The 22,523-nt window shown below is 31.2% G+C and carries 18 protein-coding genes; 15 read left to right on the forward strand and 3 right to left on the reverse strand.

Going from position 1 to position 22,523, the window contains the following annotated elements; genetic code table 11:
* Window positions 1-40: 40 nt before the first annotated feature.
* On the reverse strand, window positions 41-1,270 hold the full coding sequence (locus IY230_RS02495) for a hydroxymethylglutaryl-CoA reductase, degradative (protein WP_196369764.1): 1,230 nt from the start codon (window positions 1,268-1,270) through the stop codon (window positions 41-43).
* Window positions 1,271-1,373: 103 nt separating this feature from the next.
* Here IY230_RS02495 and IY230_RS02500 point away from each other — a divergent pair, with 103 nt between their 5' ends.
* From IY230_RS02500 to IY230_RS02565, 14 genes are all read left to right on the forward strand, one after another.
* A complete protein-coding gene (locus tag IY230_RS02500; RefSeq protein WP_196369765.1) occupies window positions 1,374-2,516 on the forward strand; it encodes a hydroxymethylglutaryl-CoA synthase in 1,143 nt (380 codons plus the stop codon).
* 453 nt (window positions 2,517-2,969) lie between these two features.
* Window positions 2,970-4,919 (forward strand): ATP-dependent DNA helicase RecG, encoded by a 1,950-nt coding sequence (locus IY230_RS02505; RefSeq protein WP_196369766.1) that lies wholly within the window; start codon window positions 2,970-2,972, stop codon window positions 4,917-4,919.
* A gap of 37 nt (window positions 4,920-4,956) precedes the next feature.
* Window positions 4,957-5,961 carry a phosphate acyltransferase PlsX gene (gene plsX / locus IY230_RS02510; protein WP_196369767.1) on the forward strand — a complete coding sequence of 335 codons (1,005 nt, stop codon included), beginning with the start codon at window positions 4,957-4,959 and terminating at the stop codon, window positions 5,959-5,961.
* On the forward strand, window positions 5,954-6,613 hold the full coding sequence (gene rnc / locus IY230_RS02515) for a ribonuclease III (RefSeq protein WP_196369768.1): 660 nt from the start codon (window positions 5,954-5,956) through the stop codon (window positions 6,611-6,613). Before plsX ends, rnc begins: the two co-directional genes overlap by 8 nt.
* Window positions 6,610-7,221, forward strand: coding sequence for a hypothetical protein (locus IY230_RS02520; RefSeq protein WP_196369769.1), 612 nt, complete (start codon window positions 6,610-6,612; stop codon window positions 7,219-7,221). The genes rnc and IY230_RS02520 overlap by 4 nt, the downstream gene beginning before the upstream one ends.
* Window positions 7,221-7,865 carry an endonuclease III gene (gene nth, locus IY230_RS02525; protein ID WP_196369770.1) on the forward strand — a complete coding sequence of 215 codons (645 nt, stop codon included), beginning with the start codon at window positions 7,221-7,223 and terminating at the stop codon, window positions 7,863-7,865. The genes IY230_RS02520 and nth overlap by 1 nt, the downstream gene beginning before the upstream one ends.
* Window positions 7,866-7,966: 101 nt before the next feature.
* Window positions 7,967-9,196, forward strand: coding sequence for a helix-turn-helix domain-containing protein (locus IY230_RS02530; RefSeq protein WP_196369771.1), 1,230 nt, complete (start codon window positions 7,967-7,969; stop codon window positions 9,194-9,196).
* 256 nt (window positions 9,197-9,452) lie between these two features.
* The gene (locus IY230_RS02535; RefSeq protein WP_196369772.1) at window positions 9,453-11,282 is read left to right on the forward strand and encodes an ABC transporter ATP-binding protein; all 1,830 of its coding nucleotides are present in this window, start codon (window positions 9,453-9,455) and stop codon (window positions 11,280-11,282) included.
* Between the two features lies 1 nt (window position 11,283).
* The gene (locus IY230_RS02540; protein ID WP_196369773.1) at window positions 11,284-13,122 is read left to right on the forward strand and encodes an ABC transporter ATP-binding protein; all 1,839 of its coding nucleotides are present in this window, start codon (window positions 11,284-11,286) and stop codon (window positions 13,120-13,122) included.
* Window positions 13,123-13,175: 53 nt separating this feature from the next.
* A complete protein-coding gene (locus IY230_RS02545; RefSeq protein ID WP_196369774.1) occupies window positions 13,176-15,242 on the forward strand; it encodes a hypothetical protein in 2,067 nt (688 codons plus the stop codon).
* 55 nt (window positions 15,243-15,297) lie between these two features.
* Window positions 15,298-15,723 carry a flavodoxin gene (locus tag IY230_RS02550; protein WP_196369775.1) on the forward strand — a complete coding sequence of 142 codons (426 nt, stop codon included), beginning with the start codon at window positions 15,298-15,300 and terminating at the stop codon, window positions 15,721-15,723.
* 59 nt (window positions 15,724-15,782) lie between these two features.
* On the forward strand, window positions 15,783-18,722 hold the full coding sequence (gene dnaE, locus IY230_RS02555; RefSeq protein ID WP_196369776.1) for a DNA polymerase III subunit alpha: 2,940 nt from the start codon (window positions 15,783-15,785) through the stop codon (window positions 18,720-18,722).
* Between the two features lie 3 nt (window positions 18,723-18,725).
* The gene (locus tag IY230_RS02560; protein ID WP_196369777.1) at window positions 18,726-19,961 is read left to right on the forward strand and encodes an aminopeptidase; all 1,236 of its coding nucleotides are present in this window, start codon (window positions 18,726-18,728) and stop codon (window positions 19,959-19,961) included.
* Window positions 19,962-20,059: 98 nt separating this feature from the next.
* Window positions 20,060-20,638 (forward strand): NADPH-dependent FMN reductase, encoded by a 579-nt coding sequence (locus IY230_RS02565; RefSeq protein WP_196369778.1) that lies wholly within the window; start codon window positions 20,060-20,062, stop codon window positions 20,636-20,638.
* A gap of 47 nt (window positions 20,639-20,685) precedes the next feature.
* On the opposite strand, the gene IY230_RS02570 is transcribed toward IY230_RS02565, so the two are convergent.
* The gene (locus IY230_RS02570) at window positions 20,686-21,027 is read right to left on the reverse strand and encodes an iron chaperone (protein WP_196369779.1); all 342 of its coding nucleotides are present in this window, start codon (window positions 21,025-21,027) and stop codon (window positions 20,686-20,688) included.
* Window positions 21,028-21,114: 87 nt separating this feature from the next.
* A complete protein-coding gene (locus tag IY230_RS02575; protein WP_196369780.1) occupies window positions 21,115-22,038 on the reverse strand; it encodes a lactonase family protein in 924 nt (307 codons plus the stop codon).
* 183 nt (window positions 22,039-22,221) lie between these two features.
* Here IY230_RS02575 and acpP point away from each other — a divergent pair, with 183 nt between their 5' ends.
* The gene (gene acpP, locus IY230_RS02580; RefSeq protein ID WP_012242198.1) at window positions 22,222-22,452 is read left to right on the forward strand and encodes an acyl carrier protein; all 231 of its coding nucleotides are present in this window, start codon (window positions 22,222-22,224) and stop codon (window positions 22,450-22,452) included.
* The last annotated feature ends 71 nt before the right edge of the window (window positions 22,453-22,523 follow it).

The following is a 22,523-nucleotide window of genomic DNA, read 5'->3' on the forward strand; positions in this document are numbered from 1 at the left end:
TAAGGATAACTCATCAAATTTGATAGGTTATCCTTATTTATTATGATAGGTTCTTTAAAAAATCTTTTGCGTTTGCTACTGTAACTTCTTTACTATTGACTAAGTGGTTTACAACTTCATTAATATTTGAAGGTTGTGCACCAGCTTCAAGTGCAACGTTTCTAGCATGTAATCTCATATGACCTTTATTAATACCGTCTGTGGTAAGTGCATAAAGTGCTGCAAAGTTTTGAGCAAGCCCAAGACACGCTGCAACTTTCATAAGCTCCATAGCATTTTTAACACCCAGTATTTTATGTGATAACTTTACTTTAGGTAAGATGCCCATAGAACCACCAACAGTACCAAGTGCTAAGGGTATCTTTATTTCACCAACTAAAAAATCATCTTGGACATACCACTTGGTCAGTGGAATGTATTTACCACTAATTGAAGCATAGGCATGCGCACCTGCTTCAATTGAGCGGGTATCATTGCCTGTTGCAAGCATTAGGGCACTAATACCATTCATAATACCTTTATTGTGTGTTGCTGCTCGGTATGGGTCAATATGTGCATATGTAGAGGCTGCTGCAATATCTTTATGAATGACATCTGAGTTCTTTAAGTGTTTTGGATCAATTTTCACAGATGCAGATACTAAAGCATCCACAGCTAGGTTCGATAGAATACTCATTAAAACTTCAGTTTTATAATCAATGGTTACAAAATGACTTATGGCTTCTAAAATGGTATTGATGGTGTTTGCACCCATTGCATCCAGTGTATTGATGCTTGCATATAAACAAACAAAGCCTTGAGTTTTATCTTCCACTTTAAAGGATAATAAACCACCACCTAAATTATGAATTTGTGGGTGTGCTTTATAAGCAATATCTTTAAATGTTTCTTTATGACTATTTAAGTAATCAATAAGTGCTAATGGATCAGATACATTTTTAAATATAATTTGACCAATCATCACACGGTGTATTTCATCAATTTTAAAACCACCATTACGATAAATTATTTTAGCAGCATGAGCAGCACCAGCAATGACTGAAGGCTCTTCGGTTGCCATCGGTATATGGTAGATTAAATCATCAATTAAAAAGTCTGGAGCAACACCTAAACCCACTTCATAAGTCGTAATAAAGTTTTCAATTAAATGGTCAAAAACAACATCACTGGCTCTTTGATTTAGATTTGCATCAAATCTTTCAATGGATTCTAATGCTTCAATACGTTCTTCAATAGATTTTTTATAAAAGTTTTTTAGTAATTTATTCATAATTCACCTCTAGTCTATTTATTATATCACGCAAAATCCACAAAACCCTTCCTCTTGTGTTATAATTTCTTATACATGTTAAAAACATATTTAGGAGCAACGCATGAAAATTGGTATTCATAAAATGTCGTTTTATGTCCCAAAGTTTTACTTGGATATAAACACTCTAGCAAATGCTAGAGGTATTGACCCATTAAAATATACAAATGGCTTACTTACGCATAAAATGAGTGTAGCACCATTTAATCAAGACATCATCACACTCGCAGCAAATGCAACTTTAAACTATCTAACTAAAGAAGATATCAAAGCAATAGATTTAATACTTTTTACAACAGAAAGTGGTATAGATTATTCTAAATCAGCAGCAACCCATCTCATAAGCATTTTAGGCTTAAGAAATGATGTGAGAGCACTTGAGATGAAACAGGCTTGTTACGCGACAACTGCTGCCCTTTATTTTGCTAAAGGACATATTTTACAACATCCTGAATCTAAAGTATTAGTGATAGCTTCAGATATTGCAAAATATGGATTAAATAGTTCTGGTGAACCAACTCAAGGCGCTGGTGCAGTATCTATGATCGTGGCTAAAGACCCTAACATTATGGAGCTAGAAGATCAATACGGTATTCATTCTGAGGATATCTATGATTTTTGGAGACCAGATGGGTTTGATTATGCCCAAGTGGATGGTAAGTTTTCAAATGAAATGTATAAAAAGTTCTTCTTAAAAACCTTTGAGAACTATAAGATAAAAACAAAACATACACTCAATGATTTTGCTGCATTAACATTCCATATACCTTATCCAAAAATCGGATTAAGAAGTTTAGAGTTGGTTGCAGATAAAGCAAACAATCCAAACCTATTTGAAAACTTCTATACAAGTATTACATACAACAAAAACATTGGTAACATCTATACTGGTTCTCTATTCTTATCTATCATTGCTTTACTTGAACAAGGTAACTTAAAAGATGGTGAGCGTATTGGGATGTTTGGATATGGTTCAGGTGCTGTTGCAGAGTTTTTTACTGCAAAACTTATTAAAGGTTATAAAGCACACCTAAACAAAGAACTTCATGAGAAACAACTTTCAAATCGAAAAGAATTAGATATGGAACAATACGCTAAATATTTAACTCAAAAAGTTTCAAATGACACTGTGTTAGAAGATGATCTTGATGTCAAAGTTCAATTAAAATCTATAATCGATTATAAGAGAAATTATCAAACCAACTAATCAAAAAATACGCATATACTGGAGATGTATATGCGTATTATTATTTATATATTTAGGACATTAAATCATGTTATATTAAAAACTATTTTTTTACTGGTTTTTTAGGAGCAGGTGCTTGTTTAGCAGCTGGTTTTAGTGGAGCAGCCATGATTATTCCCCTTTCGTTGTTAATGATAAATAGCCGAATCTTTTAACTGATCTTTCCATCTCCACTTAGAAATTAAGTCAATCGATTATGTGTATTTAGAGTTAACCAAAATTACCACTTCATATATATAATACGCTTATAAAAATTAGATTACATGTAAAATAATCAAAGAAAATATGAATAACGATTCATGGTGATAAATGACTGATTTTAGATATGAAATTTACCTCTTTTTTGGATAAAATTCCTTAAATAAAATATCTTACAATGATATGAACTTAAACTATACATGTTATAATTTAGTTATGATTAGAGATCTTAGTTTAATCCCTGGTGTGGGACCTAAAAACTTAAAAATATTTAAGGGTCACAGTATTTCAAATACCTATGATCTTGTAACTAATTTACCTAAGAAATATGAAAACTTTTCTCTGGTAGATGTAGAAAATTTAAAGCACTTAGAAGAAGCTACCATCATCGGTATAATTAGTGCACCTTTTTATACTGTAAAAAAACGTGTTGTCTTAACAACGACAACACTACTTGTACAAGATAAAGTGGTTAAGTTACTTATCTTTGGTAGAGACTACATTTCAAAAGAGTTTAGTCTCAATGATAAGGTCATCGTAAAGGGTAAGTATAATATGTTTAAAAACGAGATCAATGTCACATATATCTCAAAAAAAATAGATACACCCAATATTCAACCTATATATCAAATTGAACATATAAGTGACAGAACCATTCAAAAAATGATCGAATACGTATTTTCAAATAACTTGGTAGATGTTTTTGAAACACTACCAACTAAGTTTATTGAACATGAAAAACTTATGCATAGAAAAACTGCAGTTTTAACGATGCATTTTCCTAAAAATGAAACAGACCTAGAGATTGCACAATATAGATTTAAAGTAGAAGAAGCTTTCTTTCATCTGATGAAATATCATTTAAGTATGCCACCTAAACTCAAAAGAACACCACTATCATATGATATCGGTTGGGTTAAGGAGCAAATTAGTTTATTACCCTATCAAATGACACTGGAACAACAAGAAGCCGTAAATGATTGTTTTAGAGATTTTAAAAGTGATTACTCGATGTACCGATTAATTCAAGGTGATGTTGGTACGGGTAAAACATTTGTCACATTTATCGCTGCACTGGGTGCAATATCTGCAGGATATCAAGTAGCCTTTTTAGCACCAACAGAAATTTTAGCAAGACAACATTTTGAAAACTTCAACAAACATTTTGGTCATATACCAAGTGCATTACTTACATCCTCGTTAAAGGATAAGAAAGAAACGATGAATCGTTTAAATTCAAATGACGTGAGTATCGTTTTTGGTACCCATATCCTAAGTTCAGAATCCGTTATCTTTGACAAACTTGGATTAGTTGTGATTGATGAACAACATAAATTTGGTGTTGAAACGAGAGAAAACTTAATTAAAAAAACAGTTACAGGAGATACAATTTATCTTTCTGCAACACCGATTCCAAGAAGTTTATCACTGACATATTTTGGTAGTTTAGAAGTATCTAATATTAAACAAAAGCCAGTAAATAAAACACCAATTGAATCTTACCTATTAGATGACAAAGATATCTCTAAAATTATTGCAGCACTCAAGGTTGCAGGGCAAAACAATGAACAAAGTTTTATTGTAGTGCCTGCAATTTCAGAAGGGAATAAATCCCATTCCATACACAGTGTATTTTCAATTTTAGAGCCTCACTTTAACCCGGATGACTTCTATGTCATTCATGGACAGTTAAAATATGAAGAAATTGAACTTATTATGGATAGATTTATGCAAAACCCTAAAGGTATATTGCTATCAACAACCATTATTGAAGTTGGTATCGATGTTAAAAATGCCAGTACAATCATCATTATGGGTGCAGATAACTTTGGGTTATCTCAACTACACCAATTAAGAGGACGTGTTGGTAGAGGTTCTATTCCGGGTAAATGCTATTTTGTAAGTTCGAAAAAAGATGTTGAAAGACTAAACTTTTTACTAGAAACAACCGATGGATTCTTACTTAGTCAATATGACTTAAAACTTCGTGGACCCGGTGTTTTTTCATCGATTATTCAAAGTGGTTACACAAGGTTTGAATATCTAGATTTAAATACAGATTTAAAACTTTTACAAGGTATTGTAAAAGATGTAAAGTATTATGTAGAACACATTGAAAAATATCCGTATTTGAAAAAACGAATTTTCAAATCGAACGTGATATAATCAATATAGTAATTCTTTAGAAGGGATGATTTAATTTATGATAAAACTAGCAATTGATGGTATGGGTGGCGACAACGCACCTAAAGAAATAGTAGAGGGATCTATTTTAGCTTTAAAGCAATTTGACGACATTGAACTTACCATTTTTGGTGATCTTGACCAAATGAAACCATATTTAATTGAACATCCAAGATTAAAGGTAGTTCATACACCTAAATATTTTGATATGGGTGTAAAAGATATTGGAAGACATACCTTAAGAGATGATAAAGATACATCAATGTTAATGGCGATTAATCATGTAAAAGAAGGTTTAGCGGATGGTGTGGTATCCAGTGGTCCTACACAAGCGCTTATTTTCGCATCGTTTTTTATGATTCGTCCAATGAAAGAAATGAAACGTGTAGCAATTGCACCGATGGTACCAACCGTGATTGGAAAACCTACAATCTTACTGGATGCAGGTGGAAATATTGATGCGAAAGCTGAACATCTTTTAGACTTTGCAATATTTTCAACAATTGCTTTAAAAGAAGTATATGGTGTTAAATCCCCTAAAGTTGGATTGATTAATATTGGAACAGAACCTGGTAAAGGTAGAGATATTGATAAAGAAACTTATGAGTTATTAAGTAAGCATCCACTTATTGATTTTTATGGTAATTTAGAGCCTAAAGAAATCTTAACATCTGATGCACAGATCTTACTTTCTGACGGTTTTACTGCAAACATCGTTATGAAAACCATGGAAGGTACAGCAAGTGCCTTAGGTAAAATTCTAAAAAGAGAAATTAAAGCAAGCTTCTGGGGTAAACTCGCAGCAGTTTTATTCTTGAAAAAACCATTAAAGAGATTTAAACAATCGATGTCTGCTGATGAAGTTGGTGGTGCATTAATTGCAGGACTTGATAAAGTTGTAGTTAAAGCACACGGTTCTAGCGAAGCTTACGCATTTATGAATGCGATTAGACAAGCTAAAACAATGGTTTCACATGACGTGATTGGTAAAGTAAAAAGCGTATTGAGGGGTCAAGATGAATGATTTATTGAAACAACTTAATATTGAAACTAAACATATAGATTTATACCTTCAAGCATTAACGCATACATCTTATGCACATGAAAACCAAACAGAACATAATGAACGACTAGAGTTTTTAGGTGATGCAGTGATTGAATTAATGATGAGTACATACCTATTTACTCATGATCAATCCAATCAAGGTGTTTTAACTAAAAGACGTGCTCAAGCAGTTCGTGAAGAGGCACTTGTTTTGTATGCAGAAAAAATGGATTTAGAATCCAAGATGCGTTTAGGTAATGGTGAACAAACAGCAAAACCAAGTATGATCGCAGATGCATTTGAAGCTTTTTTTGGTGCGTTATATATGGATCAAGGTTTTAATAAGACTTATGAAATATTTAACAAGGTAGTTATACCACACCTAAACTTAGTGGAGCATATTAAAGACTATAAAACTCAACTTCAAGAATTTATTCAACTTGAAAGAAAGAGTTTGTCTTATAAAACAGTTAAAGTGGGTGGACCATCACATCGCCCAACATTTAGGTCTGAAGTATTTTTAGAAAATAGTATTATGTTGGGAACAGGACAAGGTGGTTCAACTAAAGAGGCTGAACAAAATGCTGCAAAAGAAGCATTAAGTAAAGTAGTAAAGGAGCGTAGTTTATGATTAGAAAATTATATGAAGAACATTTTTTAGAAATTGATGCACTATTAACTAAAGAATGTAAGCGACTTAAATTAAGTCCTAATGAAGTGGTTGTCTTAAAAACATTATTTCAAAACTACAAAAAACGCACCTTTTCTATATTAAGTATTACAAGAAAAATTGAACTCTCAAGTAATGATGTTGGAAAGTGTGTAGATAAACTTATTAACAAAGGTTTTATATCTTTAGGATTAGAAACTAGAAATGATAAAGAAGTTGAAGTGTTTGACTTGTCCGGTACGTTTGATAAAATCACAGAACTTTATGAATCTGACATGGAAGCTATCAAACGTGAACGTTATGAAACACAAATTTCACATGCAATCGAACTTTTAGAAAAACACTTAGGTAAGGCATTATCTAGTTTAGAACTTGATATAGTACGCTCATGGTATGACGAATCTTTATATACGCATGATGCAATTATTTCTAAAATTGAAGAAATAGGACCATCTGGAAAGTTTTCACTTAAGTTTTTAGAAAGAACATTAAATAGAGAAAAATATATTGCAGAACCACTTGATGATGAAGCAGAACGTGCTATTGATGAAATATTTAAGGCTATCTAATGACTAAAAGTCAACGTATATTTTTCAGTCACTATTTAGAAGAACTTTTCCCAGATGCAAAAGCAGAATTAGATTTCACAAATAACTTTGAACTCATTGTTGCGGTTGTACTGTCTGCCCAAACAACAGACATCGCGGTCAACAAAGTCACAAAGGATTTATTTAAGAAATATCCGACTCCAAATGATCTGATGCATGCAGATGTTGAAGATGTTATGGAAACAATTAAAACAATCGGCTTATATAAAACAAAAGCAAGAAACATCATCGGTCTTGCTAAAAGATTAGTTGAAGATTATGGTGGACTTGTACCAAGTGAACGAAAAGATTTAGAATCATTACCAGGTGTTGGTAGAAAGACAGCTAATGTTGTATTATCTAACGCATTTGGTATACCAGCACTTGCAGTAGATACGCATATCTTAAGAATTTCTAAAAGGCTAGGGCTTGCAGACGAAACAGACGATGCACTCGAAGTTGAAATGAAATTAAACAATCAATTTCCTAAAGAACTGTGGCATAAACTTCATCATCAACTTATCTTTTTCGGACGATATCATTGTATTGCTAGAAAACCTAATTGTGATACGTGTAAGATGCAAGATATTTGTCCGTACTTTAAAAATGTAATTTCTAAACAATAAAAAATCTCAAATAATAAAAAAATAATCTACATTTTTCTTTTAAAAGATGTAGATTTTTATTATAGTAAACACTATAATCAAGCCAAAAAGGAAGGTTTACAATGTATATAAATTTGGGATACTTACGAGGGCAGATAAGACTACGAAACCCAGAGATAACAAACAATAATGACAACATAGGTTCTATGTTAAAACACCACCGGTTAAAACTTAATTTGACGCTTGAAGATAGTTCCGATGGTATTTGTAGTGTGAGTTATTTATCTAAAATAGAAAACAGTCTAATTAGACCAAGTGAAAAATACATACTACAACTTGAAGAAAGATATAATACTAAATTCTTTAACGTAGGCAATCAACAAAATGAGTTACTACATCAACTCATAGAAAATATATTCCATAATCAAGAGGAAGTCATAGATGAAAGATTATTTACGGAAGATAACTATCAATCTAAATTAAACAAAACAGGTTATTTGATCAGTCAAAATAAATTTTTAGAAGCTAAAATAAACCACCAAGAACTTAATCCTTATATTAAAAATTTAAATGGTATTGAACTCAAATTTTATATATTTCTAACATCTAAACTACTTAGTTTTGAAGGTAGACTAAAGGATGCTTTTTCTGTATTAAATATAGAAACAAATCATTATCAACTACTACACCTAGATATCTTAATAGCATGTGAAAGAATTTATCTTGCGACTAAAATGAATCATCATCCATATATCGTGCTTACCTATGAATCATTAATTGATCAATGTATAGAAAATGAATTTTATCATAAAGTACATGACCTAAAATATTACTATCTAACATACATGGTTCAATTCATTAATGAACAGATTCTTAATGAATTATTGGATAAATCCAAAAACCTTAAACCTTATCAAAAAGCGTTTGTAAAATCTAAATATCACTTTATCAATATGGACTATGAACTAGCTATAGAAACACTTAATAGTGAACCTCTAATCAGCTTAGAGGCACATGAATTAAAACTTCTTATTCTAAACAGAATAAACCAAACTAACGTGATGAAGGATTCACTCAATTCATTCCCTAAATTCGAGAATAAGCAACTTAAACTAATACATACATATTTAGTTCTTAAATATTCTAAAGCGCCTAATATTGAGTCATTAGTTCAATACATACTTACAGAGGTTTTAAAATCAAATGACTTACCAGATGACATCTTATATTTAAACTTTTGGTACGAAGAAGGGTTACAGTGTTTAAAGAAAGTAGGCTATTATAAAGACGCAACCAAGTTAGGTAGATTAATTTTTAGAAAAATTAAAGATTTAACGACTATTTTTGATTAATTAATTAAATAATGTGATACACTATAAATAGTTTAATAAACTAAAAAAGATGAGTGGGAGGTTTACATGGTTATAAAAAAATGTACACTATTCATTATAGGTAACAATAAGTAATTTATTTGTAGGACTTATAATGAAGGCTTATTTATTTATCAAATACCCTTCATTCAGATATAAAAGCTTTTTTTATATGTATCTTTAAGAGGGGAAACCCTCTTTTTATTATCTAAAAAACACGACGAACAAGGAGAACATCATGAAATTTAAATCCCTTATGAAACTAGCCAAAGGACACTTGTGGGGCTATATTATCTTAATTATATTAACGATATTCCATCGCTTCTCATACTCCTATGTGCCTTTATTCACTCAATATATTATTCGTACTTTAACACTTCGTTTAAGTACTGACCCATTACCACCTGATTTACAAACGGTGAATTTACCATCATTTGTAGTAAACTTCTTTGAATCTGGTGAAACGATTTTAATGATCGTGTTTTATGTTGCGATTACACTAGTTTTCTATCAAGCATTTAGATACTTGATGATGTATTTTGAATTAAGTTTACGTGGTCGTATTCAAGAAAGTATTTCTAAAAAATTACGTAATAGATTATATGATCACATTCAAAACTTAAGTTATAAATATCACAATAATGCAGATAGTGGTGACTTAATACAAAGAGTTACATCAGACGTTGAAACTACAACAGGTTTTGTTGTATTACAGTTTATGCAACTCATTGGACTATTCGCATCACTATTTAGTGGTGTATTCCAAATGTATCATATTAATACCACCATTATGTGGGTGTGTTTAGCAGTTATTCCTGTTTATGCCATCTCATCTATTTTCTACTTTACGAGAATTGAAAAAATATTTGAAAAAGTTGAACATGATGAATCAGAGATGATGACAGTCATTCAAGAAAACGTTAGTGCTTCTAAAGTTGTTAAAGCATTTGCTAATGAACCATTTGAATTAGAAAAAATGGAAAAGAAGAATAAGCAATACACCAACAGCAATATCCGTGCAAACAAAGTAGTAGCGATATATTGGGGAAGTATGGACTTTATCTCAATGGCACAATATGCACTTGTTACTGTATTAGCAATCCACTTTGTAAGAACTGGTGAAATGGATGGTGCAAGTTTTGCTGCATCATTAATGCTTATTGGCTTATTAGTATGGCCAATCCGTGGTCTGGGTCGATTAATTAATGAATTTACTAAAGCTTTTGTTGCAATTGGCCGTATCAATCATATATTTGAAGAAAAAACGGAATATGAACAAGACGGTACTTTAGAACCAGAAATTAAAGGTCATATTATCTTTAATGATGTAAGTTTTAAATTTGAAGACGATACTAACTATCTATTAAAAAATATTTCATTTGAAATTAAACCAGGTGAAACTGTTGCGATTATAGGAAAAACTGGTAGCGGTAAAACAACAGTAATTAACTTGTTAATGCGTATGTATGAATATGAAGGGTCCATCACAATCGATGGTGTTGAGTTAAGAGATATTAAAAAACAACACATGAGAAAATCAATTGGTGCAGTGCTTCAAGATCCATTCCTCTATTCTAGAACGGTATATGAAAATATATCGATTACTAACAAAACAGCAAGTAAAGATAAAATTATTACAGCAGCACAAACAGCAGCACTTCAAAATGATATTCACACCTTTAAAAACGGTTATGAAACGATGGTTGGAGAAAAAGGTACTACCCTATCTGGTGGACAAAAACAAAGAGTTGCGATTGCGCGTGTACTAGTAAGTGATAAACCAATCCTTATCTTTGATGACGCACTTTCTGCTGTAGATAACAAAACAGATATGATGATTCGTGGAGCTTTAAGTCAAAAAGAACATCAATCAACAAATATCATTATTACACACCGTATCACTACAGCCAAAGAAGCGCATAAGATTATAGTCATTAATAATGGACAAATTGAAGACATCGGTACACATAAAGAACTCGCACATAAAGATGGTCTTTATAATAAACTATGGGGTATTCAAGGTAAACTTGAACAAGAATTCCTAGACTTAATTGAGGAGGGTGCTTAAGATGCAACATCAAGAACAAGAAAACGAAATTAAAAAAGTATCACTTCCAGTTTGGGGTAGATTATTCAAAATCATATTAAAAGATAAACGTAGTTTTATCATCATGATTTCTATTGGTGTATTTGTTGCACTTTTAGATGCACTGACTGTAGTCATTCAACAATATGCACTAGATACATTTATTGAAAAAGGAGATTATACATTCTTTACTGAGTATACAATTCTAAATATCATGGTTGCAATTGGATTTGGAATTGGGATTTGGGGCTTTATCTACCAAAGTGGAAAAATTGAGGCTAATGTCAATTACCTATTAAGAAAAGAAGCATTTAGAACACTTCAAAGATTACCATTTTCATACTATGATAAAACCCCACAAGGTTGGATCATGGCACGTATGACAAGTGACTCGAAAAGGCTTGCTAATATCATTTCATGGGGTATAGTTGATGTCATTTGGTCACTACTACTCATGATATTTACGCTAACTATTCTTTATTTTTATTACTGGAGATTAGCAATTATTGTGACACTTGCAATACCAATGATGTTCTTGGTTACATTGCTTTTTAGAAAACGTGTATTAAAAAGACACCGTCAAGCAAGACACTATAACTCTGAGATTACTGCAAAGTATTCCGAAAGTTTTCATGGTGCAAAAACATCTAAATCACTTGTGATTGAAGATGAAAACCTAAACGAATTTAAGCAGACGACGCATAAAATGTATAGGGCTAGTGTTAAGGCTCAAAGTTTATCAGCGATGTATTCTTCTGTATTATTGCTTGCTTGTTATATCTTTGTAGCGATTGTAATGTATACCGGTTCAAGCTTTACCATCGAAGGTGCAATCACCATCGGGGTAGTTTACTTATTCATTAGATCAACAGTGAGTTTCTTTGATCCAATTATTAACTTATCTAACTTTATTTCCCAACTCCAACAAGCACAAGCCAGTGCAGAACGTATCTTAGAACTTATTATGACTGAATCTCAAATTAAAGACAGTGATGAAGTCGTATCTAAATACGGGGACTGGTTTAATAAGAAAAAAGAAAATTGGGAACCTCTAAATGGTCATATTGAATTTAAGAATGTTACATTCTCATACAATGAAAATGAAATCATCTTAGACAACTTTAATATAAACATTAAAGCGGGTATGAGTGTTGCATTAGTTGGACATACTGGTAGTGGTAAGACAACCATTGTAAACTTAATCTCAAGATTTTATGAACCAACTCAAGGTCAAATCTTATTAGATGGCGTAGACTATAAAGATAGAAGTATTTCATGGTTACATGAAAAATTAGGTTATGTATTACAATCACCACATTTATTTTCAACAACTATCCTAGAAAATATCCGTTATGGTAGGTTAGATGCAACAGATGAAGAAGTCATTGAAGCCTCTAAAGCAATCGGATTACATCCGTTTGTAGAAAAATTAGAAAATGGCTACCAAACACATGTAGGTGAAGGTGGTGGCTTGCTTTCTATGGGACAAAAACAACTTATCTCGTTTGCTAGAGCAATCCTTGCAGAACCAAGTATCTTAATTCTAGATGAAGCTACTTCATCGATTGATAGTGAAGCAGAATCATTAATTCAAGATGCTACTAAGAAATTATTAAATGGGCGTACCAGTTTAATCGTTGCTCATAGATTATCAACGATTGTAGACTCCGATTTAATTGTCATGTTAGATCAAGGTAAGATTACCGAACAAGGTACTCACCATGAACTGTTATTAAAACAAGGTGCTTATTACGATCTTTATAGAAATCAATTCTTAGAAGAAAAATCAAAAGTTTATGAAGCTGAAATGAATAAACTATAAAATAAAAGTTAAAAGACAGTATGTTTTCTACTATATAATAGGAGGTAAAAAACATGTTGTCTTTTTTTAATCTACTTATGAATATTGCTGTTCTTTGGACCAATGAAGTGATTGTTATACCAATTGGAGAATCACTTGATAAGTATAAGAGCTTTCCCGAGGCTACCTTATATATAAATGATGAAGTGGTAGAAGATAAATTAATGTTTTATGAATATGAAATCAACTATACAAGCTTTAATGTCATTAGAACACATGTAGTAGGTAGTTATACGGTTTGGTACCGAGCTCATTTTCCTACCTTAGGTTTTGAAAGCGAGGTAGCTGTTACATTTATTGTCAAAGATACTATTTTACCAACGATAACGGGTCCGAAGGATTTTTATGTGGATGTAGGAACAAAATCAATAGATTATAAAACACTTATTAGCTATACAGATAACTATACTGTGGATAAGGATTTAATTTTAAATATCTATGCTGGTCAAGTGAACTTAAATCAATTAGGTAGTTATCAGGTGACATACAGTGTAAAGGATAAAGCATTTAATGAATCAATTTGGGTAACAACCATCCATGTAGTAGATAACGTAAAACCCGTTATCAAGCAAAAAGGAAGTATCACAATTTTAATCGGAGATGTCTTAAATTTAGATAAGTTTTTTACCTTTAGTGATAATTATGATACTGCACTTGAAGTAAGTTATGATGATAAATTCATTCATTATGAAAAGCCTGGAAGTTATCCTTTATCAGTTACATTAAAAGATCAATCGGGTAATGAAGTCACTGTCAATGTTCAAGTTGAAGTGGTAGATACAACAAGTCCGGTTATCATTTTAAAAACGAACAATATAAAGGTGAATTACTTAACTGACCTCACTACAGATTACTTAAGATCCTTTATCATAGATGTTAAGGATAATGTGGATATTTTAAACATAGAAGATGTCTTAATAACAAGTTATATTGATACACATATACTTGGTAAATATGAAGTGATATATTCCATAAGAGATTCTAATAACTTAATAGGAAAAGCTAATCTCGTTGTTGAGGTCATAGACGCTGAAGCACCTAAAGTAAGTATGAAAGAAGATATTTATGTTGATGTTCATAGTTTAGAGCCTTATATTTATGACTACTTAATCATTGAAGATAACTACAACAAACTAGAAGATTTAACAATCACTAAAACAGGAAGTATTTCAATGTCAAAGGTGGGTGCTTACAGGGTCATTGTAAAAGTAGTTGATCAAGCAAAAAATGCGGCCGAGTATCCAGTAATTGTACACGTTATTGACCAACAACAACCTACTTTAAAAGTTCCTAGTGAAATTGTAATAACAAACTTTTTAAGACCAAATTATATCGGTATGATAGAAGTAAAAGATAATTATGATAAGGATTTAGTAATTATCATCGAAGACGGTGATATTAATTATAATGAACTTGGTGAACACCAAATCATAATACGTGCTATTGATAGTTCTTTAAACGAAACAAAAGAATACATACATATTAAAATCATTGATTTAAGCTATCCTGAAATCATTCTAAAAACACATCAAGTATATCTTGCTTATGGTGTAGATAGTGTTGATTATCTATCCTATGTAGAAAGTGTGTTTGACAGTTATGACAAAGATTTATCTATCTTTGATATAAGATATAAATCTACTTTGGATTTTAATAAAGTGGGCTTATATCAAGTAATCTATGAGTTATTAGATAAATCGAATAATATTGGTACACAACTACTTTATATCTATTTAACTGATTTTGAAAAACCAGTGATTGAAGCAACACATATCACCATCAAAAAAGGTGCATACTTTAACTATAAAGAATATGTAACTGCTTATGATAACTATGATGGTGATATTTCATATCTTGTTAAAATGAATCCCCAATTTGTACCCATCCAACAAGTTGGATATTATGAAATACTATTTTATGTACATGATTCATCTGGAAATTACTCAGAAATTAAAGTCTTACTCACAATTGAAGCGGCAAATGATGTAATGGATTACATATATTATATCGTTGGTGGTGTAATTATTTTAGGCAGTATCATAATTTATTACATATACATCAAAAAACATGAAAAAATCTAGTATATTTAGTATAATATGAACTAGTATAATAATGAATGTAGAAAGTGTGTATGATATGGCAATTTTAGTTGTATACTGGACCGGAACAGGGAATACAGAAGTCATGGCTAAGAATATCTATGACGGTATTATCGCTGCAGGGGTTGAAGCAGATTTAAAACAAATTGATGATTGTTTAGCAGATGATATTTTAAATTACGAAAAAGTGGCAATTGGTTGTCCATCCATGGGTATTGAAGAGTTAGAACCAGAAGAATTCTTACCATGGTATGAAGAAGTAGAACCTATCTTAGGTGATATGCCACTACTCTTATTTGGTTCTTATGGTTGGGGTGAAGGTGAGTGGATGGATTACTGGGAAGACCGAGTTCATGATCTTGGCTTAAACCTTTTTGAAAAAGGTATAAAAATTGCATCCATGCCATCAAGAAAAGAATCAGAAGAGATTAAAGAGATTGCTAAAAGATTTGCTCTAAGCTAAAAGGATTTTAATCCTTTTTTGCTTTTTTAGGTATAATAGTAATATGAGGTGTGACTAATTTGATTGGATCGCTATATACGCAAAGTTCATATTCTATTTTAAAGTCTACGCTCCATTTGGAGACTATTTTTAAGCATGCAAAACATGAAAACCTAGACTTTGTAGCAATTACTGATGATAATAATTTACATGCTTTATATAAATCTTTAGTCTTAAGTAAGAAATATGAAATACCTTTAATTTTAGGATTTCAAAAAACATTTAAAGTATTGGGCTATGATTTAGATTTACTCATCTATGCACATAATGATGAAGCATTAAAATCACTTATTGAATTAAACTCATTAACAGCTAGAACGCCGGATATACCTTTTGAATCCTGTGTTCATTTATTAAACAAATTGATCGTTGTTTTACCAAGTACTCAAAATTTTATCTACCAACATTATGAGATGAGTGAACGTGTCTATGAAGTTGTTTTTTCATTAAATAAAACACTAAGAAACTTCTATTTGGGACTGGGTAATGCAACAGAGTTTGAAGTTGATAAGATTACACCTATTTTTAAGAAAATCGCCTTAAAAGAAGATTTAATGTGTTTACCTACATATCAACAAAGTTATGAGGATGAAGAAAATAAAACTACATATGACATTGTAAATACAATTAAAGATAGTCAGTTTAAATCATTAAATGTTTCAATGCACTTATTAAGTAAAAATGAATTAGTTAAACAATATGAACAAGAAAAGAATATATTTAAAAATGTAGACACTGTCTTTGGTAATGTAAGCTACACATATTTAGATAAGACCCAAAGCTTACCAGTTTTTCCAACAAAGGATAAAGTTGAAAGTCATATTTATTTATATGCACTTGCACATAAAGGACTAGAAAAAAGGTTGGAAAATAGTGGTGTTAGAAAATCAACCGATTATATTCAAAGATTAAATGAAGAATTAGAAGTCATACACCAAATGGGTTATGATGATTACTTCTTAATCGTCTATGATTTTGTAAGATTTGCTAAAACAAACGATATTTTAGTTGGTCCTGGACGTGGTAGTGCGGCAGGTAGTTTGGTTGCATACTGTTTAGGTATTACAGAAGTAGATCCAATACAATATGATTTATTATTTGAGCGTTTCCTAAACATCGATAGAAAATCAATGCCAGATATCGATTTAGATTTTCCGGATGTTAAAAGAGATTTAGTGATTGACTATGTTAAAGAAAAATACGGAATAAACCATGTGGTTACAATGACTACCTTTACAAATTTAACAACCAAGACATCGATGCGTGATATTGCTCGGCAAATGAATTTAAGTCAAGAACGTATTAATGCAATTATAGCAAGTCATACGAAAGGCATTTTAGATGAAAGTGATAGAGAAGCTCAAAAATTAGTTAAAGTAGCATCTACAATTGAAGGTATACCTCGTCAAACAGGAACGCATCCGGCAGGTATCATTTTATCTAAACAAGATTTAACTACTTTAGTACCATTAATGAACGGTCCTAAAGATATATATCAATCTCAATTAGAGGCAAGTGATCTAGAGTCACTTGGATTCTTAAAAATAGACTTTTTGGGATTGAAGAATCTAACTATGATTGAAGATATATTAAAACTAGAACAAAATAAACTAAAATTAATAGATATACCTTTAGATGATAAGAAAACATTTGAATTACTATCTAATGCGGATGTAGAAGGTGTCTTTCAACTAGAATCTCAAGGTATGAGAAATGTAATTAGAAAGTTAAGACCATCTCACTTTGAAGATATTGTTGCATTACTGGCATTATTTAGGCCAGGGCCGATGCAGTTTATAGATGATTATATTAAAAGGCGACACGGTGCCCCATACGAGAAGTTAGATAGTGATATTGATGAAATATTAAAGCCTACATATGGTATTATCGTTTATCAAGAACAAATCATGAAAATCTTTCAAGTGTATGCTGGCTATAAACTAAGCGAAGCAGATATTATAAGACGTGCAATTTCTAAAAAGAATAGAGATATCATTGATAAAGAAAAAGCGCGTTTTATAGAGAAATCTGTCATGCTAAATCGTGATGCTAAGACGGCTGAAAGAATCTATAACCACATAGAAAAATTTGCTGATTACGGATTTAATAGAAGTCACAGTGTGGCATATGCATTTATCGCGTATTATATGGCATATTTAAAAACACACTATTATGCATCCTTTATTTCAGTTCTTATGAGTCAAAATACATCAAATACTGCCTACTTAAAAGAACTTGTACTTGATGCTCAAAATAAAGGTTTGGTTGTTTATCCACCAAACATTAATCTATCAAAACTAGACTTTATACCTTATAAATCTGGTATCCTAGCACCACTTACGATGATTAAAGGGATTGGTTTAACGATTGCTAAAAAAATAGTTGAACTTCAACCATTTGATTCGTATGATCACATTAAAGAAAAAGTGTATAAAGTATTAAATGAAAAAACCATTGAAATCTTAATTCATGCAAATGCCCTAGATGTTTTTGGACTTAACCATAAAGAACTATTAGATCAAAATAATTTAAGTCAAACAGGTTTTGAACAGTTTTTAGATGATTATAAGAAAAGTAAGTTAGAAGAACTGCCCTTTAATACACTAAAAGAAAAAGAGATTGAAGTCTTAGGATTTAATTTAAAATATTTAAAGGATGAAGTACTCATCCGTTTAAATGAAATACACAAATTAAAGCCATTATCATTAAAAGAACAGTCAATTCGCACCATTGGTATGATAGAAAGTGTTAAAATAATAACAACCAAAAAAGGTGATGAAATGGCATTTGTTACCTTTAGTAATGGTATAAGTTTAGATTTAACTGTATTTCCAAATCAATATAATTTATACAAAGAACTACTAAGTGATACCTATGTTTATATTGAAGCAACAAAAGATCAAAACCAAGCAGTAGAAAATAAATATATTATTAATAAAATAAAGAAAGTAAAGGTGTAGAACATGCCAAACAAAATATTATTAGAAAAATATGCAAGACTTGCAGTAGTTACAGGTGCAAACGTACAACCTGGACAAGTAGTTGTCTTACGTACATCAACAGAAGCTGTTGAATTAACAAGAGAAGTAGCAAAACAAGCATACATTGCTGGTGCTAAAAAAGTCCATATCATTTGGGGTGATGAAATTGTTTCTAAACACTCATATGATTATGCAACAACAGAAAATTTAAAAGAAATGCCACAATGGTCTATTGATCAATACAAATATTATGTAGATCAAAATGCAGCATTTATTTCTATTGTTTCACCGATTCCTAATGCATTAGCTGGTGTTGATAGCAAGAAAATGCAAGAAGTTATGATTGAATCTTCTAAAATGCTTAAGTTCTTCCGAGAACATACGATGGGTAATAAATCACAATGGACAATTGTTGCAGCATCCAACCCAAGTTGGGCTAAAAAATTATTCCCTAATTTACAAGTTGAAAATGGTATTGAAAAATTATGGGATGCAATCTTTAGTGCTTGTAGAGTGAGAATTGATAATGATCCAGTACAAGATTGGGTTAAACATAACGAATACTTAAGAAGAAACAATAAAATATTAAATGATTCAAACTTTAAATCTCTACATTTTACAAACAGTTTAGGTACAGACCTTGTTGTTGAACTTATTGAAGATCATGTGTGGGCTGGTGGTAGTGAAAAAGCTGGTAACGGTGTAGTATTTAACCCAAATATCCCAACTGAAGAATCATTTACAATGCCATACAAATTTGGTACTCAAGGTAAAGTAGTAGCAACTAAACCATTAAACAATTCAGGTGTAATTATTGAAGATTTCTGGTTAGAATTTAAAGATGGTAAAGTCGTTGATTTTGATGCTCGTGTAGAAAAAGATGCACTAAAGAATATCTTAGACTTTGATGCAAACTCAAGATATATTGGTGAAATTGCTCTTATTTCACATAATTCACCAATCTCAAATATGGATATTTTATTCTTAAACACTTTATTTGATGAAAACGCAAGTTGCCATATGGCACTAGGTCGTGCATATCCAATGAACATTAAAAATGGTAACCAAACATCAATTGAAGAACTAGAAAAGAAGGGTTACAATAACTCTATGACACATGTTGACTTCATGTTTGGTTCTAAAGACTTAAAAATTGTAGGTACAAAACAGGACGGCACTAAAGTTGTAGTCTTTGAAGATGGCAATTTTGTTATTTAACACATAAAGCAAAGTCTTAAAGCACATAGTTTGAATATATTTCGAATTCGTAATATCATAGATACATGAAAATAGATTATGAAGGAGATACAAAAATTATGAGTTTGAAAATAGGTATTATTATTGCTTCTGTTAGAGAAGGAAGAAACGGAAAAGTTGTCGCTGATTGGGTTTTAGAAAACGGACAAAAAAGAAATGACAAAGATGTTACGTATGAATTAGTAGATTTAAAATCATTTGATTTACCACTATTAGGTGCTACACCAACTGAAAGTCAAGGAATCGCTTTAAAGAACTGGAGCGAAACAATGGCATCATATGACGGTTACATCTTAGTAACACCAGAATACAACCACGTTGTACCAGGTGCATTAGTGAATGCATTTAACTTCTTAAATGCTGAAGTTAACAACAAAGCATTAGCATTCGTAGGTTATGGTTTCTTAGGGGCTGCTCGTGGTATTGTAAGCTTTAGAGCACACTTAGCATACCAACAAGTTGCTATGACACAACAACAAATCAACATTTCATTTGTATCAGACTTTAAAAATGCAATGACACCTGATCAAGAATTTGCACCAGGCTCATGGCATACTCCGGAACTAGAAGCGTTATTTACACAATTACTAGGCTGGTCAAAAGCATTAAAAGCTTTACGCAACGGCGAAATTAAATAATTTATATATTAAAAACGAATCCTAAAAATTTCAAGGATTCGTTTTTTTTATAGATGAAGTGCAAGTTTAATTATTTTTTCTATAAGTATAAGATCGAGTGGTTTAGATAATGGAAACTGGATTGTGCCTTTAGATACTTTATAGGATTGTAATTCCTCTTTAGAGCGTTTAATCACATCCGATATTGGTCCATAGATACCGACATGATTAGTAAATCCTCCAATATAGCAGGTATATCTATTTAGTTTATAAGCTAATAATCCGTAAGCTGAGTACTCTTGAATATTTGGATTTAAACTCAAAATAAGTGCACGCATTGTTTCGACATAGTCTAGAGATTTACCGCTAAGACTATTTAAATAACTTTCTACAGATTCAAAATTTGCCACAAAAACCACCTCTTTTACTGACATATTACCATATTTTTTAAAAGTATATAAAAAAACTCCTTTGGATTAAAAAGGAGTTTATAGGTATTATGTAGTAAATACAATACAACTTGGTTCTGGAATATTTATAGTTTTAAGAAATTTAAGTGCGCCTGTTTCTTGATTGCGTTCAAAGATAGCAACATTATTTGAATGCATATTACCTACCATTAAATGAGATTCATCTAATGAGATATTAAAATCTCTTGGATGTTTTCCGTTGGTATTATAAATACGTTTTTGACGTAATGAACCGTCTTCTAAAACTTCAAAGTGCGTGATAGCATCAAATCCTCTATTAGAAACATATAAGTGTTTACCATTTTCTGTAATACGAATAGCAGCACCACTAATACCTTGGAAATTTTTATCTAAGGTTTTATATTTTTTAACAAAATCTAATTTCTCATTAAATGCATAGATTTCACGAGAGTGTTCTGTTAAACAATAAACAAACCCTTTATCGGATACGACTAAGTGTCTTGGTCCTACACCTTTATGAAGCGTTAAATCTTTTTTAGGTACCAACTTTAGGTCACTACCAATTGTATAGGTAAAAATCGTATCTAAACCTAGATCACAAACAAATAATGTTTGGCTAGCACTGTCATAATAAGCTTGATGTGCATGAGAACCAGTTGGATAAATAATTGATTGGATCTTTTTGGTTAATGTACCATCAAATTTATAAGTAGAGATTTGGCCAGAATGATAGTTTGCTGTAAAGATCATTTCCAATGTAGGTTCATAAAACAAATGACAAGGACTACTATATTCAGTGTGATCTTCATATATTAGTGTATCGCCTTGATAAATCTCAATCCCACCATGTGCGATTGTAAATAAATAACCATCTTGAATTGTAAAATAGGTAGGGTTGAATAATTTTTGATGTAAAGAAACTTTGCCCTCATCGACTAGATATATACCCTCTGAAGTGTTTCTTGTATAAGTTCCAACTAAAAATTTCATAATCATCCTCAACTTTCAACAACTATTATATCACGTATTACATAGTGGATAAACACTAGAAATTCTTAATATTTTAATTAATACTTTGAAGTTAAAACTTTTTCGATATCAAAACACTAGACAATAGATATTTTGTGATATAATGAACTGTACAAATTAGGAAAACTGTAGGAGGTTTTTAATATGGATATTTTTGATAAAGTCAAAGGACTTATCGTTGATGAACTTGCAGTAGATGCATCTTTAGTAAATCCTGATGCTAGATTAGTAGAAGATTTAGGCGCAGATTCAATCGATGCTGTAGAGTTAATCATGACTGTAGAAGACGCATTCTCAATTGAAATTTCAGACGAAGTTCTACAAAATATCAAAACTGTGAATGATTTGGTTTCATATATCAAAGACAATCAATAGTAAAAATCATCTCCTCTATAGAGGGGATTTTTTTTACATTGAAAAAAGACCTAGAATTGTATATAATAGAG

Origin of the sequence: Acholeplasma laidlawii, assembly GCF_015709225.1 — a bacterium.
Classification (GTDB): Bacteria; Bacillota_I; Bacilli_A; order Acholeplasmatales; family Acholeplasmataceae; genus Acholeplasma; species Acholeplasma laidlawii_A.

Excerpts from the sequence above, each read along its gene's own strand:
- IY230_RS02540 (WP_196369773.1), top strand. The coding sequence starts at position 11,284 with ATGCAACATCAAGAACAAGAAAACGAAATTAAAAAAGTATCACTTCCA.
- IY230_RS02575 (WP_196369780.1), bottom strand. The coding sequence starts at position 22,038 with ATGAAATTTTTAGTTGGAACTTATACAAGAAACACTTCAGAGGGTATA.
- plsX (WP_196369767.1), top strand. The coding sequence starts at position 4,957 with ATGATAAAACTAGCAATTGATGGTATGGGTGGCGACAACGCACCTAAA.
- IY230_RS02545 (WP_196369774.1), top strand. The coding sequence starts at position 13,176 with ATGTTGTCTTTTTTTAATCTACTTATGAATATTGCTGTTCTTTGGACC.
- IY230_RS02500 (WP_196369765.1), top strand. The coding sequence starts at position 1,374 with ATGAAAATTGGTATTCATAAAATGTCGTTTTATGTCCCAAAGTTTTAC.
- IY230_RS02565 (WP_196369778.1), top strand. The coding sequence starts at position 20,060 with ATGAGTTTGAAAATAGGTATTATTATTGCTTCTGTTAGAGAAGGAAGA.
- IY230_RS02530 (WP_196369771.1), top strand. The coding sequence starts at position 7,967 with ATGTATATAAATTTGGGATACTTACGAGGGCAGATAAGACTACGAAAC.
- IY230_RS02535 (WP_196369772.1), top strand. The coding sequence starts at position 9,453 with ATGAAATTTAAATCCCTTATGAAACTAGCCAAAGGACACTTGTGGGGC.
- IY230_RS02550 (WP_196369775.1), top strand. The coding sequence starts at position 15,298 with ATGGCAATTTTAGTTGTATACTGGACCGGAACAGGGAATACAGAAGTC.
- nth (WP_196369770.1), top strand. The coding sequence starts at position 7,221 with ATGACTAAAAGTCAACGTATATTTTTCAGTCACTATTTAGAAGAACTT.
- IY230_RS02495 (WP_196369764.1), bottom strand. The coding sequence starts at position 1,270 with ATGAATAAATTACTAAAAAACTTTTATAAAAAATCTATTGAAGAACGT.
- IY230_RS02560 (WP_196369777.1), top strand. The coding sequence starts at position 18,726 with ATGCCAAACAAAATATTATTAGAAAAATATGCAAGACTTGCAGTAGTT.
- acpP (WP_012242198.1), top strand. The coding sequence starts at position 22,222 with ATGGATATTTTTGATAAAGTCAAAGGACTTATCGTTGATGAACTTGCA.
- rnc (WP_196369768.1), top strand. The coding sequence starts at position 5,954 with ATGAATGATTTATTGAAACAACTTAATATTGAAACTAAACATATAGAT.
- IY230_RS02520 (WP_196369769.1), top strand. The coding sequence starts at position 6,610 with ATGATTAGAAAATTATATGAAGAACATTTTTTAGAAATTGATGCACTA.
- IY230_RS02505 (WP_196369766.1), top strand. The coding sequence starts at position 2,970 with ATGATTAGAGATCTTAGTTTAATCCCTGGTGTGGGACCTAAAAACTTA.